Source organism: Tunturibacter gelidoferens (assembly GCF_040358255.1).
Taxonomy (GTDB): domain Bacteria; phylum Acidobacteriota; class Terriglobia; order Terriglobales; family Acidobacteriaceae; genus Edaphobacter; species Edaphobacter gelidiferens.
The window spans coordinates 1-13,049 of record NZ_CP132937.1 but is presented as its reverse complement, the minus strand read 5'-3'; the positions used below and the strand labels follow the sequence as shown (position 1 = coordinate 13,049).

15 protein-coding genes are annotated in these 13,049 nt (G+C 54.7%); 5 read left to right on the top strand and 10 right to left on the bottom strand.

All coding sequences use genetic code 11. The features are described 5' to 3' along the window. Positions 1 to 18: 18 nt before the first annotated feature. A complete protein-coding gene (locus RBB81_RS00075) occupies positions 19 to 438 on the top strand; it encodes a BON domain-containing protein (RefSeq protein ID WP_353070703.1) in 420 nt (139 codons plus the stop codon). Positions 439 to 607: 169 nt separating this feature from the next. Here RBB81_RS00075 and RBB81_RS00070 read toward each other — a convergent pair whose 3' ends face one another. Both RBB81_RS00070 and RBB81_RS00065 read right to left on the bottom strand, forming a co-directional pair. Further along, on the bottom strand, positions 608 to 841 hold the full coding sequence (locus RBB81_RS00070; protein WP_353070702.1) for a hypothetical protein: 234 nt from the start codon (positions 839 to 841) through the stop codon (positions 608 to 610). Between the two features lie 300 nt (positions 842 to 1,141). Continuing rightward, complete coding sequence (locus tag RBB81_RS00065) at positions 1,142 to 1,627, bottom strand: hypothetical protein (protein WP_353070701.1); 486 nt, start codon at positions 1,625 to 1,627, stop codon at positions 1,142 to 1,144. On the opposite strand from RBB81_RS00065, the gene RBB81_RS00060 reads away from it, so the two are divergent. The 4 genes from RBB81_RS00060 to RBB81_RS00045 are packed head-to-tail and all read left to right on the top strand — an operon-like array spanning position 1,626 to position 4,635. Next, positions 1,626 to 2,657, top strand: coding sequence for a 2Fe-2S iron-sulfur cluster-binding protein (locus RBB81_RS00060; RefSeq protein ID WP_353070700.1), 1,032 nt, complete (start codon positions 1,626 to 1,628; stop codon positions 2,655 to 2,657). The genes RBB81_RS00065 and RBB81_RS00060 overlap by 2 nt on opposite strands. Before the next feature lie 2 nt (positions 2,658 to 2,659). Next, positions 2,660 to 3,403, top strand: coding sequence for a hypothetical protein (locus tag RBB81_RS00055; protein ID WP_353070699.1), 744 nt, complete (start codon positions 2,660 to 2,662; stop codon positions 3,401 to 3,403). After that, positions 3,400 to 4,185, top strand: a complete 786-nt coding sequence (locus tag RBB81_RS00050) for a hypothetical protein (RefSeq protein WP_353070698.1) — start codon at positions 3,400 to 3,402, stop codon at positions 4,183 to 4,185. Before RBB81_RS00055 ends, RBB81_RS00050 begins: the two co-directional genes overlap by 4 nt. 33 nt (positions 4,186 to 4,218) lie before the next feature. Beyond that, complete coding sequence (locus RBB81_RS00045) at positions 4,219 to 4,635, top strand: hypothetical protein (protein ID WP_353070697.1); 417 nt, start codon at positions 4,219 to 4,221, stop codon at positions 4,633 to 4,635. A 125-nt stretch (positions 4,636 to 4,760) separates the two neighbouring features. On the opposite strand, the gene RBB81_RS00040 is transcribed toward RBB81_RS00045, so the two are convergent. The 8 genes from RBB81_RS00040 to RBB81_RS00005 form a co-directional block, all read right to left on the bottom strand. Further along, positions 4,761 to 5,402: a hypothetical protein gene (locus RBB81_RS00040; protein ID WP_353070696.1), complete on the bottom strand. Its 642-nt coding sequence runs from the start codon at positions 5,400 to 5,402 to the stop codon at positions 4,761 to 4,763. An 875-nt stretch (positions 5,403 to 6,277) separates the two neighbouring features. Continuing rightward, entirely contained in the window at positions 6,278 to 6,724 is a 447-nt protein-coding gene (locus tag RBB81_RS00035; protein ID WP_353070695.1) for a hypothetical protein, read from the bottom strand. A gap of 733 nt (positions 6,725 to 7,457) precedes the next feature. Continuing rightward, on the bottom strand, positions 7,458 to 8,363 hold the full coding sequence (locus RBB81_RS00030) for a universal stress protein (protein ID WP_353070694.1): 906 nt from the start codon (positions 8,361 to 8,363) through the stop codon (positions 7,458 to 7,460). After that, the gene (locus RBB81_RS00025; protein WP_353070693.1) at positions 8,363 to 8,716 is read right to left on the bottom strand and encodes a DUF1634 domain-containing protein; all 354 of its coding nucleotides are present in this window, start codon (positions 8,714 to 8,716) and stop codon (positions 8,363 to 8,365) included. Before RBB81_RS00025 ends, RBB81_RS00030 begins: the two co-directional genes overlap by 1 nt. A gap of 24 nt (positions 8,717 to 8,740) precedes the next feature. Then, positions 8,741 to 9,577: a sulfite exporter TauE/SafE family protein gene (locus RBB81_RS00020; protein ID WP_353070692.1), complete on the bottom strand. Its 837-nt coding sequence runs from the start codon at positions 9,575 to 9,577 to the stop codon at positions 8,741 to 8,743. Beyond that, on the bottom strand, positions 9,574 to 10,521 hold the full coding sequence (locus RBB81_RS00015; RefSeq protein WP_353070691.1) for a LysR family transcriptional regulator: 948 nt from the start codon (positions 10,519 to 10,521) through the stop codon (positions 9,574 to 9,576). The genes RBB81_RS00020 and RBB81_RS00015 overlap by 4 nt, the downstream gene beginning before the upstream one ends. After that, entirely contained in the window at positions 10,518 to 11,927 is a 1,410-nt protein-coding gene (locus RBB81_RS00010) for a TolC family protein (protein ID WP_353070690.1), read from the bottom strand. The genes RBB81_RS00015 and RBB81_RS00010 overlap by 4 nt, the downstream gene beginning before the upstream one ends. A gap of 2 nt (positions 11,928 to 11,929) precedes the next feature. Further along, on the bottom strand, positions 11,930 to 13,049 hold a 1,120-nt coding region (locus RBB81_RS00005; protein WP_353070689.1), incomplete at its 5' end, for an efflux RND transporter permease subunit.

The following is a 13,049-nucleotide window of genomic DNA, read 5'->3' as shown; positions in this document are numbered from 1 at the left end:
TTCAAATTGTTAGGAGGAATGATGAAGATCTTTAGTTTGGTATTTCCGGGTTTGTTGATGGTCGTCCTCGCTGGCTGCAATACCAAGAGTTCGCCCGTGGAGTCGCAGTCGGCCAAGAGCACCCCAGGGGGCGGCGCGGTCTCTGCGGCAACAGATGCCACTGTCAATTCCGACGTGAAGGCCAAGCTTGCAGCGGACGAGACAGTCGGTCCGATGGCGCTCGACGCCCAAACGCAAAACAAGGTTGTAACGTTGACCGGAACTGTAGACTCTCAAGCAACTAAAGATAAAGCTATGATGGTGGCCCGCCAAGTCAACGGTGTATCGAGCGTTGTTGACCAGATGACGGTCGGACCAGCTGGGTGCTGTAACCACAAAGCCCATCCCATGCCGGGCCACGGAGACGGCATGGGAATGCAGCCTAGCCCCTCGCACTGAAGCTAGAGACTATTCTTTTAGCTCACAATTCAGATCCGAATGTGAGGAAGGTGGGTTGAATGGCCGCGCTCATTGCTCCGCGATCCGTACTTGTTGGGCTTTTATTCCTCTGCGTTGCGAACCAACCCGCATCGGGACAGATGTCAGCGGCAGAACACGCAAGCCACCATCAAGCGCCACCGGTCGCTGATCCAAACGCGCAACCTACGTCGGGCATGACTGCCAATCCAGCGCAAAGCGCACAACCGGCATCGGCAATGCCCAACAATTCGGTTCCTGTCGTCAATAGCCCCACCACACCGCTGAGTGCTGTGCCTCCAGCAGTTGTAGGAGGGATGGCGATGGGTCCTGCGGAGATGGTCAAGATGATGCAGCCTGCCTGTTGTGGGGCCGCGACTAACAATCCCTTGTTCCCAGCACTGATGGCGCTGCCGCCTCTGTCTCCGCCCGAACGCGCGCGGGTTGAACAGCTAGCACGCGACCGCATGACGCAGGGCACCGATATATTAGCCAAAGGTCTCGATCAACTCGCAAATTCGACCGCTGCAAATGACTATCCCGCGATGCAGTCGGCCTCCGCTCACATGCGAGAAGGCATGGATTCGTTTCAGAGCGGCCTAGCTGCCGAACGTGCCTTGCAGGAAAACCAGAACCCGCAGGTCGTCGCCTTGCGCTGGTTTCGCGGAGAACTCAATTTGCCCGATCAAGACGGTTTACAGCCCGGCCTATCGCCGTTCCACTGGTTCATCATGATCGCGCTGACGGCCTTTGCGGTCGCGATGATCTGGATGTATTTCAATAAAATGCGCAGAGCAGCGGCACTTTTCGGGAGGTTCGACCCTGACAACAGGCCGCCATCGGACGGATCGTCCAACCCGCCCGGAGGGACACCGCCGTCTTCTGGACCGAAAGGGCCTGCTCCCCCTGCGTCACTGCCTGCCGAGCCGAACTCGCCTGTCACGCCCGCGACCTCAACACCTAACGCAGCGGCTACATCGCCCGAGAAGTCATCCCCCGGTTCCATTCCGGGTGGAGAACACCCAAGTACAGGGAATAGGTTGCCAGCCCCGCCTGCGACAGGAGAGTCCCCGGTCTCGACCGCCAGACCGCCGGTCGTTTTGGGAGCGACCTTGGCATCAGCAGTCACTGCGAACTGGCGAGGGCAGCTTCGCGTAGGAAGCATTGTCATGGAGACGCCAACCGTGAAGACCTTCCGGTTGCTGCCTTCGTCCGACGACCGCTTCCTCCCTTTTACGTTCGTACCGGGTCAGTTCCTCAACGTCGCCTTCTGGATCGGGGGTGCGAAGATGAACCGCTCGTACTCCATCTCTTCTTCACCGAATGAGCGCGAATTCGTCGACCTCACCATTCGTCGCGAACCACGGGGCGCGGTTTCCCGTCACATAGATGACCTTCTCAAGGTGGGGGACCTGATCGAATCAGGAGGCCCTGTCGGAAAGTTCACCTTTACCGGAAAGGAAGCTGACAGCATCGTTCTTCTATCTGGTGGCGTGGGTATCACGCCAATGATGAGCATCTCTCGTTACCTTACGGAGCGCTCATGGCCTGGAGACATCTTTTTTATTTATAGCTGTCGTACCCCGGCCGATTTCATTTTCGCGGACAAAATACCCGTGCTCCAGCGCCTCAACCCGAAGTTGCACGTCACGGTCACAATGTCCAAGCCGGACGGGACAGACTGGAAGGGGGCGCGCGGCCGCATCACGAAGGAATGGCTCACGCAGTTGGTTCCCGATCTTGCCTCGCGGAGATGTCACCTGTGCGGGCCGCCAGCGATGATGGACTCGGTCAAGGCCATATTTGCTGAGCTTGGGATTCCTTCGGATCACCTGAAGACGGAGACATTCGGTGCAGTCAAGCCTATCCCGGCGATCGCGGGGACCACCGCCAAACCGACTGCTCCTGCGACAGGCCCTTTGGTCACGTTTTCGAAGAACAGCAAGTCGGCCAAAGTTCGGATGGATCTCAAGGTAGGCGATAGCCCACCCAGGCAGAGCATTCTGGAACTCTCGGAAGAACTCGGCATCGGGATCGAATTCTCTTGCCGTGTCGGAACGTGCGGCATCTGCAAGGTTAAGATGACCTCAGGGGACGTCGACATGGAAGTCCAGGACGCTCTTGATGCCAACGACAAAGCCACGAACATTATTCTCGCCTGCCAAGCAAAGCCCAAAAGCGATGTCGCGGTGGCGGCTTAGCCATGAAGGAGCGCGAGCGTATTGTCGTCAGCGGAACAGCCTGCGTCTTACTTGTGACCTGGCTCGGTTTTCTCTTCCATCGCTCACCGCGCTTCGCAGGAAGCGAAGCAGGCGTTGCCTTCGGAATAGCGGGTGCCGTACTCATGCTCGTCCCGCTCGCATACCCCATCGTTAAGCGAATTCCTTTTATCCATAATCGAATCACGCAGCATGTTTCAATGCAGACCTTACTTGCCGCCCATGTTTACTCGGGCATCTTCGGTCCCGTCCTGGCGATCATTCACACCGGTCACAAGTTCGACAGTTTGCTTGGAATCTGGCTGACGGCGGTGATGCTGCTCGTCGTCGTGAGTGGGTTTGTGGTTCGTTATCTGCTCACCTACGTCAACCAAGATATTCAAGACAAATTGCTTCTTCTACAGACGGCCAGAGGTGACCTTGATAGTGCCTGGGGAGTGCTCGAAAACTCTCCAGCCGAGTTGAAAGGTCTTCCGAGAGAACCGGTCATGGCGGCGGGCCTCGCGTCGGTAGGTATTAGGCTGTCATTCAGCGGCCCAGCGGGTGAAGTAATCCGCACTGCAGAAAGCGTGGCCGACCTGGAGTACGCAATCCGCACGGACGATCTATTCAAACTCTGGTTCAGCCGGTCTCTGAAGCTGCACATCGTCCTCTCTGTCCTGCTCTACCTCTTGCTTGCACTGCATATCGTCTCCGGAATCCACTTCGGCTTGCGGTGGCTCGCATGAGCAAACTCATCACGATCCTCATCACTCTCTCGGTGGTTGCGGTTCTATATGTGACGTTTGGGCCACATGCTGCAACCAACAAGCTGGGTTGGGAGCGGTGGGTAGAGCCGGGAAAACTTTCCAGTGGACATGCTTCGCTGGAGAATAACTGCGCTGCATGTCACACTTCTTCGTCTGGAGTGTCTGCGACGAAGTGCATTCTCTGTCATGCTAACGACACTGAGTTGCTGCAACGTCAGCCCACTGCATTTCACGCCAACGTAGGGGCTTGCAGCTCGTGTCACATCGAACACCAAGGGCTTGCGGCCCGGGCTGCGACGATGGATCATGAGGCCTTCAGCACGATCAGCCTAAAGCAGCTGCGGCGCGGAGCCTCCGGCGATCTGGAAGCTGAACACAAGCTGAAAGTATGGCTGGGCGTGCTTACACAACCCGGTCATAAGAGTTCGGTCTATCCCCTGGCAGGCGCGAAGGAAGCGTCTCTCAACTGCGCTTCCTGTCATTCCAACCAAGATCCTCACTTTGCCTACTTCGGTACTGACTGCGTTCAGTGCCACGCCACGACCGAATGGACTGTAGCCGGATATCAACACCCTTCGCCGCGTTCGACACTGTGTAACGAGTGTCATAAGCCGCCGCCAAGCCATCTTATGGGTCACTTCACCATGATGGATCAGGGGGTGACAGGGCAGAAAGATGCCAAACTAAGCGAATGTTTTAAGTGTCACCAAACAAACTCGTGGAACGACATCAAGGGCGTGGGCTGGTTCAAGATGCATTGAGAAAGAGAGAAGCAACGCATCTAGGAGGAATAAATGAGACCCAACAACCGCAGATTCGCATGGAACTTTGGCACTATAGCGGTCATCATCTTCGGTCTGCTTTTCATGACCTTCGCATCTGGACAGACAGGGACAAACACGACGCCCCCTGCTATCCACAAGAAACTCTCACACAGGGAAATCAAGAGTCTGATCGCAACCGCCAAGACGCGCGAGGATCATTTGAGGATCGCTGACTACTACCGCGGAGAAGCAACCCATCTACGCAAAGAGGCAGCAGAGCATGAGGATCTCGCCACCGCTTACGCAAATGGCACGATCTGGGTACCATCGAAACTTGGACTATTGCAACACTGCAAAGAGTTCGCTCAAAGCTTTGCACGGGCGGCAGAGGAAGCCGATGCATTGGCGTCCGACCATCAGACGATAGCAAACCAAATCAAGCAATAGCCAAGCATGGAAGAAACATGCAAGCCGGTTAGAGCGCCATGCGCTCCCCATTTTGATGATGCGATTCCGATGTTTTGAGACACTGAGCGTATAAGTCGCATATTCGAACGGTGCTGCGAGATGATCTACCGCGAAACCAATACTTCAAGCAACAAATTATCTCCGTTCCGCACTAGAAGCTTTTTCGCTGCCCGAGTCAACGTAATCGTCCCCCCAGCGGACTGCAATGAAGTTCCCTCATCAAAACCATACAGGCCCGTCGCCGTGGTGGAGAAGACCCCCATCGCGTGAGGAAACGAAGGTTCGCCTTTGATAGTCGACGTGGCTGGCAGACTATACACTCCGTAGTAATCCGCGTACCCGACCTTCCGCATTCTTTCATCACAAACATTTCCAACCCAACCCGATCTGGATACCTCATCTCCTCCCACCTGCCTGGTAGTCCAGCTTGCCTCACTTGCGTTTCCGCGGTCGGGGCCGCCCGTGGCAGGTAGAAATGTATCGTCTACATCTGTAAAGTTGGCGATTGCAACAGCCTTCGTTCTCACCGGAATGCTCTGCCTTCCGTAACGCAACAAGGTGAATTGAATGGTTAGTGCCGATGATTGTGAGGTGGTCCCATCGCCCGCAATTGATGTGACGACCTCGCCGTACAACGCAGCACCCCGCTTGAGATAAAGGTGTTCCCCCACGGGCACTCGCTGCGTCGTCTTCGCAACGAACTTGCTTCCGGCTGATACTTTGCCGGCACGGAGCGTCCTCGTCAATTGCACTGGCAAAGTAACACCGGCCGGCAAGGGCTGCAAAGGCTCCGACTTTAAAAGGGGAACGCTTCGTTGCGCATTCCCGGACGCACATCCAAACAATACGAGGATTGTTAGCAGAAGCCCTCGTCTGAGAATGGGGTCTAAAACTGCTTTTCTAGAGACATTGTTCCTCATAGATATATCTCCGCAACTGAAAACTAAGTTGCAGGTATTGATTGTCAGCGTTCGAGCAATTCGATGCCTCCATAAACAAGGTGAGTCTTGGCCGTTGCTCCTCAAATAAGGAGCGTCTTGACCAGTTATTCGACGGCCTATATGCAAGCCAATAGAATCAAGACGAAACTCTCATGATCATCTTTGGATTCTTAGCTCTTGCGGTATATCTCACACCTCTTCGACTCACTTGGAATGAGCTGTTTTCTTAGGGTTGTTCTCGGACAGAGGCTCCGGCACGGAACCCAAGGAGTCTAGACCTCAGACTCCAAGAGTCTTCGCTGAGTCTTGCGAGCGTATCGAGAAGCTCTTTTGACTGAATCCGATGGCTCACAGCCTCATCGTAAAGATAGTCTTCCAGCGCCGCCCGTGCGTTTCCCAAGATGAGGATGCGCGCAGAGGGCCACTGCCTCCTGACGAACTCAGCGGCGGCGCGAAGAGCCAGTTCTCCCAAGCTGTCATTCAGAACTGCAAGACGGAATCCTATTTCGCTGCGCAAACCAAAGATTTCGCGATAGCTGCTGGCTGGGCAACGGTGTAGTTGAATCTGAATAGCAGCAAAGACCGAGCCGCAAGCACCTCCGAATCTGGTTCAACCAAAAGTACCCTTAGGCGCGCGAACTTATCGGCAGAATTGTTCGGACTAGTAGGATTCACGGAGTTCATGACGCCACCATTCTGATCGAGCTCAAATCGTGAGGGAGGCCTTCTATGAGGAAAAGGTCCCGGTCTGTGTGTAGCGCGCCTACCTCTTTCAGCAAGGAGGGTCCGAATCCGTCCGGGCTGCAAATGTAGATCTTGCTGTCACCCGGTACCCAAGGGATACATTTTTCCAACTCGCGTAGCGTAATGCCCACCCGTTGCGGCGACGTGTCGCCCTTTTCTTTGACTGCTTGAGAATCCTGAAGTCGGAACAGAACCTGATGCGAATCCCATTCATACAAGTCAGCAAACTGCTTTCTGTCCACGAAGTGAAGGTGGGGGGTCTTGGAGCGATCCCTGCCATCCACCTTAGTGTCTTTCGTGTTGTTGGCATTCCTCGTTGCGCAGTAAGAACCAAAGAGCGCAGTGACTATCGAGAGCGTCAGTAATATTCCTAGAAAGTTCATTGGGTCTCTCCGGAGATCGCTCGAGATAACTCGAGATTTCCTTTCGGAACCGGATGCGGAAAGCAGTCCGGCTCTGGCCAGCAACTATGCCCAAATACCGGGCAAGAGGGCTAAGCAAAGGAAGGGGATGGAGGCGGCCGGAAGAACAAGAATGCGTAATGATGGCGGAGCAGAAAGCCAGCCCGAGCAAAGCCTCTCTGGTGGTTATGTCGCAAGTCAGCGGACGCAGATTGGAACGTCAAGAAAAATAGTAGAGCCGCGGCCGTCTCGATTGCATTCGCCCTTATCGACCGCTTTCGTTGAGGCAGGATTGCCTTAGCGGAACTATCGCCAACGGACAGCTTAGTCATCGCCAGCAATACTACGGGGGATGCAGGTTCGTAGAGAGATAACTTCGCATGGAGACCGAGTGCAACCACCGTGAACGCAAGCAACACAATAGGAAGTTGTGTCCAGCATTGAATGAATTCCCCGGCGAGTTTCCTAAACTGAGCGTCCATTGGAACACTCCCACACGAAACTCAAAAATTGTAAAAGAAACGAAGGCTTTAAGCAGTTCAATTTAGTTCATCTAGGAGAAGAGCCGACGCGAAATGCGCTCACCGCGAAAGTTATTGCAAATCACAAAAAACGAGAAATATGCACCCCCACGACAAAGGGGATAGGTTCGTACAAAACTAACCGGTGTTTAGAAGCGGGAACTGGCGGCAAAGGGGCAATCGAGGGACGCAGGTCATGGTTGATAGGTTGAACCAGAAGCAACCGTTATAACAGGGCACTTGGCTCTAACGATGATGGGAAATACCCCAGAAGTCCGGTTTTGCATGCCGAGATGCGTGTTTCTCCTGAGCCCTAGAACCAGCAAGTCGATCTCTCGTTCACTGACGTGATTCAGAATCTCGGTATACGGTTGTCCCACACTGACGAAAGTATGCGGCTCGCAAACCTGTCCCGCGTTATGCGGCATGATTGCGTCGACCGCCCCGTAAAAGTGCTCCTGAAGCCGACGAAGTTGCTCAGGATGATCGATCTCCCGAGAGCGGACGACATTCAGCACATCGAGTTCAGCGGCGAATGCGTCGGCCAGCGCCACGGCGACCGGGGCCGCATGAGCCGCTTCGGCAGTGCAGTCGGTAGCATAGAGGATTCGCCGAATATTAAGAGCTCCCGCTCGAAGGATGTTCACGTTCGGACCCACCGTGAGTGCCGGTCCACTGGAATGACGCAGGATTCCTTCGGCGGTCGAACCTAGAACGAAGCGATCGATCGATCCGCCGCCATGTGTGCCCAATACGATCAGCGCAGGGCTTCTACGTTGCGCTAGTACAGGAATTACTTTGCGCGGATCGCCATCAACAAGAACATATTCCGTTGTTCCTTTGCCTGAATCGAGTATCTCCGCCGTCAGTGCCAGTTCATGTTTAAGAGTGGTTCTTTGTTGGCTCGCAAGCGGTTTCTCGGCTTCCACTTCGAGTGCCGCTTGGACTAGAGTGAAGGCGTGGGCTATCACGAGACCGGTGCCGAAATGGACAGAAACGGCTGAAGCGTACAAGCCTGCGTTCTGCGATGCAGGTGAGAAATCCGTTGCAAAAATGATGGAGTCAAGCCGGATCGCCGAACTCTTGCCGATAGTGGGCATTAGCGCCCTCCTTGAATCAAGCTATAGATCAAAATCACAAGTACGGATGAACTGATGACGATGTAGAGATGGTCCTTCTGGCGCGCGAAGCCCACGATACAAAATGCAACTCGTGCCACGGGTGTTGCAATGAGAAATAAAAGCCCGAGTTGGATGACACTGTTGGCATCAAGATGCACTGCACCGCGCAGCACTCCGGCGACACCTTGAAGCGAAGTACTCTCCGCGAGAAAATGGTTGTATTTAGGCGCAGACCTCAAGGGGTGTTGTAGATAGAGGACACCACCGAGAGATACGAGAACAGCCGAAAAGATGGCTCCAAACCGAAGCAGCTTGCCGATGGCGAGGTCCATTTGCTTGTCCGTGAATACCTGCATTCATATCCTCCCTGTCACACCGCTGAAGATCATTTCCAGTCCCAAGACGAGGATGACGAGACAAAAAGTTACTTTTAGGGTCGCTACGTGCGCCCTGACCAAGAGCTTTGAGCCAAGGAGCGATCCGACAAGCACGCCAAGCATTACCGGCATCGCAATACCGGCGTCGATGTATCCTTTGGCGAGATAGATACCCGCGCTTGCGGCAGCCGTCACCCCGATCATGAAGTTGCTCGTGGTGGTCGAGATCTTGAAGGGAAGGCCCATCGTCTGGTCCATTGCCAGGACCTTGACCGCACCTGACCCTATCCCAAGCAGACCAGAGAGTGTCCCTGCGCCAAACATGATGCCAAAGCCCAGAGGGACGCGCCGGGCACTGTATCGCTCCGGCTTCGACAACGAGGAATAGGTCCCGCAGAGCTTGAGTCTGACCGCCAGGGGATCCCTTCTCGTCATCTGCACGTCCTGGAACCGGCCGCGATAAGATGCATAAGCCGAGTAAAGCAGCACAATGCCGAAGACGACTGCGATCGAGTGACTAGATATCCTTGCGGTAAGATACGCTCCGAGGAGAGCGCCAAGGGTTGTCGCTATCTCCAGGAACATTCCGATGCGTATGTTCGATAATCCCTCGCTAACATAGGCCGCCGCCGCACCTGAGGATGTGGCGATCACCGAGATGAGCGACGCACCGATGGCGTATCGGAGATCAACCTTGAACAGGAGAACCAAAACGGGCACGATGACGACTCCGCCACCCAGTCCAGTGAGCGCACCGAGGAGGCCTGCAAGCAGGGAAGCTCCAAAGAGCAACGCAGTGAACAGAAGGACACTCATGTCGACTTACCGACCGCCTTCGCGGCTCTTCTGGTCTTGTTCTTCGCTGACGGGCTTACGAGCCGCAGCAACCCGATCAGGTCCTGAAGCGGACCTTCCCTGACGGGACCACCGAGCAGCGCGAAGCTGAGTTGCCTTCTGATTGGCCCATTTTCAAGGGAGACGATCTTGATGCTGTCGGCCAGTTTGGCCTTATCAAGCGCCATCACAGGAACAAAACCGATACCGAGACCCGCCTCAACCGCTGAGATAATTGCCTCCGTCGAATTCATATCGACATTCGTGTGCAGTTGTTGGCTGAGAACCCCATTTTTCTCCAGGTATTCTTCGACGAATCGACGCATTCCCGAACCCGATTCCCGCAAAAGAATCGGCTCCTGCACAATTTCCGCCGCACGGAGAGTCGTCTTCTTTGCCCATCGATGAGAGGGAGGAAGAATCAGACTGAGTTCGTCCTCCGAAAACGCCTCAATCTTGAGATCGGGTCGATGCCCAGGAGCTTCGATCAGACCGATTGATACCTGATGCGTCGCCAAAGCACTTAGAATCTCGGTAGTGCTTCCGCTCACGACGTGGATGCGCAGCTTAGGCCAGTCGCGTACAAGCATTGGCAGCAGCTTGGGTAAAAGATAGACACCGATGGTGTGAGAAGCTCCGATATTCAACTCAACGCCTTCTTGCACTCCAAACGGAGCGAGGGCTGCTAAGGCATCGCATGTCAGGGTTTCAATCTGACGCACGTAGGGGAGAAGAGTCGTACCGGCGGGAGTCAGTGTTGCGTTCCGCCCCACTCGATCGAAGAGTGCGATACCGAGACCTTCTTCCAGACTCCGCACTTGGGATGTGACAGCAGGTTGAGAAAGATGCAGTTCCTCGGCGGCTTTGCTGAAGTTGAGTGTGTCGGCAACAACGCGAAATACATGTAGTTTGAAGTTTTCAATCATGGCTGCACTCCCGTCTGGAAGCGAATTGTTGAGATCGCGAAGTTGTATTGGGATCGCGCGTTGGCGTTGCCGATGGCCGCTTCTGTCTGTTGCAGTTCAGCTTGGCTCAATTCGACAATCGAGCTTAGTCCAAGGTCATACCTCGTCTTTGCCAGATCTAGCGCTGTGTTGGCCTGCTTGAGCAGTTCAGTCGTCACTGTCACGCGTTGCACGGCGGTATTGGCATTGAGCCATGCGGCTCGGACATCACTCACAACCTGATTTCGGAGCGCGCGCGTCTGTTCCGAGGCTGATTGTGCCTGAAGGGCAGCTTCGGAGGCTTGTGCCGTCAACCGGAATCCACTGAAGATTGGAATGCTTACGTTGCCGCCCACCGCACCATACCAGTCGGTAGTGAAGTATTGAGAAGAGCCGGCAGGAGTGCCGCCCACGACTCCAAGAGCACTGATGGTCGGAAGCAACTGCTCATGCTGCGCCTTGCTGAACTTCTGTGCGGCCTGTTCATTGAACTTTAACGATTGAAGATCGGGTCGATTTTGAATCGCGTCTGCGATCAGGACATCGGGGTCTGGGGGAAGGGAAGGCAGAGGGCCAGCATCATCAACAAGCTGAAAGTTCATCTGTTTGTCGTAGCCCAGCACGGCGCTCAGAACTGCCTTTGCCGAGTCGAGATCGTTCTGTGCGTTGAGCTGCAGCAGCATTGCTTGGGACAGATTGACCTGAGCGAAGCTCAGATCCAGATCCGACCTCAACTTGGATGACGTGAGAGCACTTACCTGATCGGTAAGAGTCTGCCGCGCGGAGACGGTCTGAGTTGCAACCTTCAAAGTCTCCTGAGCTTCGATGACCGCGTAGAAGACTTGATCAGTCGCAAGATCAATATCTTCTCGGCTCGCTTCGGCATCGGCTAGGCGTGCCCTCTCTTGTAACTTGGCCGCAGCGACGAGATTCGGCGTGCGCCCAAAGTCCGTTATCAGCTGACTGACCTGAACACCCATCCCGGCATGGACAAGAAGTCGCGAGGCCGTAAGAGAACCGCTGGAGATTCTGCTTCCATCGTTCGCCTCGACTGCGGTAAGGTTTCCGTTCATATTGGGAAGTTCATCTGCTCGACGTTCCCGAACCGCCTGATGCTGAACTCTGGCGATCAATTGGCTGATGTGAATGCGCGGGTTGTTCGCCAATGCGATCTTTTCAGCTTCTGGACGCGTAAGGAGAGTTGGAGTTCCTTCTGTCGCTGCAGCCACCGGCGACGCACCGGTTGGTGCCGACTGAGCGGATGCGACGAGAAGCAATTGCGCATCTGGGGCATTTGGCAGAGTGGGCGGCGGACTCTGTGCAAGCGTCCGGAGACCGATCCAAACGATTGGAAGAAATGCAATGCTGATCTTATGATTCGCTCTCATGGCTAAGCCTCACCTTCCGCTGTTGAGTGCTCTTCTTTCCGATGAATGAGCAAGTACGCTGTTGGAACTAAAAAGACGGTGACAAGACCCGATACTGTCAGGCCTCCAAGGATGGCGCGGGCCAGCGGTGCATACTGCTCGCTGCCGGGTTCAAGCGCAAGAGCCATTGGAATAAGCCCCAGAATCGTGGCCATGGTGGTCATCAGAATCGGCCGCAGCCGTACTTTGCAGGCTTCCGTCAAAGCTTGTTTCAAAGCCATTCCCTCGTGTCGGAGAGTTCCAACGAATTCCACAATCAGGATGCTGTCTGAGACAGCAATACCCGTCATCATGACGACACCCATCAGGGACATCACATTCAAGGTGGTTCCCGTGAGCAACAGAAAGATCAGCACTCCTGACAGGCCAGGGGGCACTGCCAGCAGGATGACGAACGGATCCGAAAGAGATGCAAACTGCGCCATTAAGATGAGGTAGACCAAGACCACCGCCAGGATGAGCCCGATACCAAAGCTGTGGAAAGACTGTTCCATGTCTCGAATAGAACCTCGTACCTTGACAGTGACCCCATTCGGTTTTTGGATCTGCCCGACGATGGTTTCTACCTGCTCATTCACCCGGCTGAGATCTTCCTTCTTCGGCATGACGTAGATATCGAACTCGCGGCGTAGTTGATAGTGGTCCACTTCTGTTGGTGTATTGATCTGCTTGATGTCGGCGCCCGATTGCAGCGGCGTCGTATTCAAGCCATTTGGCGATCGGAGGGGGATCTGCTTGAAGTCGGTCATGGTTTTGATCTGTGACTCGGGGTACTGCACGGTCAACATATAGCTGTTACCCGTCTTTGGATCGACCCAGAAACTCGGGGCGATCATGCCGTCCGAGGTGAGTGCAGTGATTACATTGTCAACAATGTTTCTGGGCGAAATCCCTAGAAGTCCGGCCTGAACGCGGCTGATATTCAGCTCCAAACCCGGATAGTTGAGATCTTGAGGAATAAGAACATCGTTGACCGAGTTGAGTTTCTTTAGTTTCGCGGCTGTGGCCTGCGCAATCTCGTAGGCCTGCTGTAGGTCATTACCTCCGATCTGAATATCGATCGGAGCAGGCTTCCTTGATTCA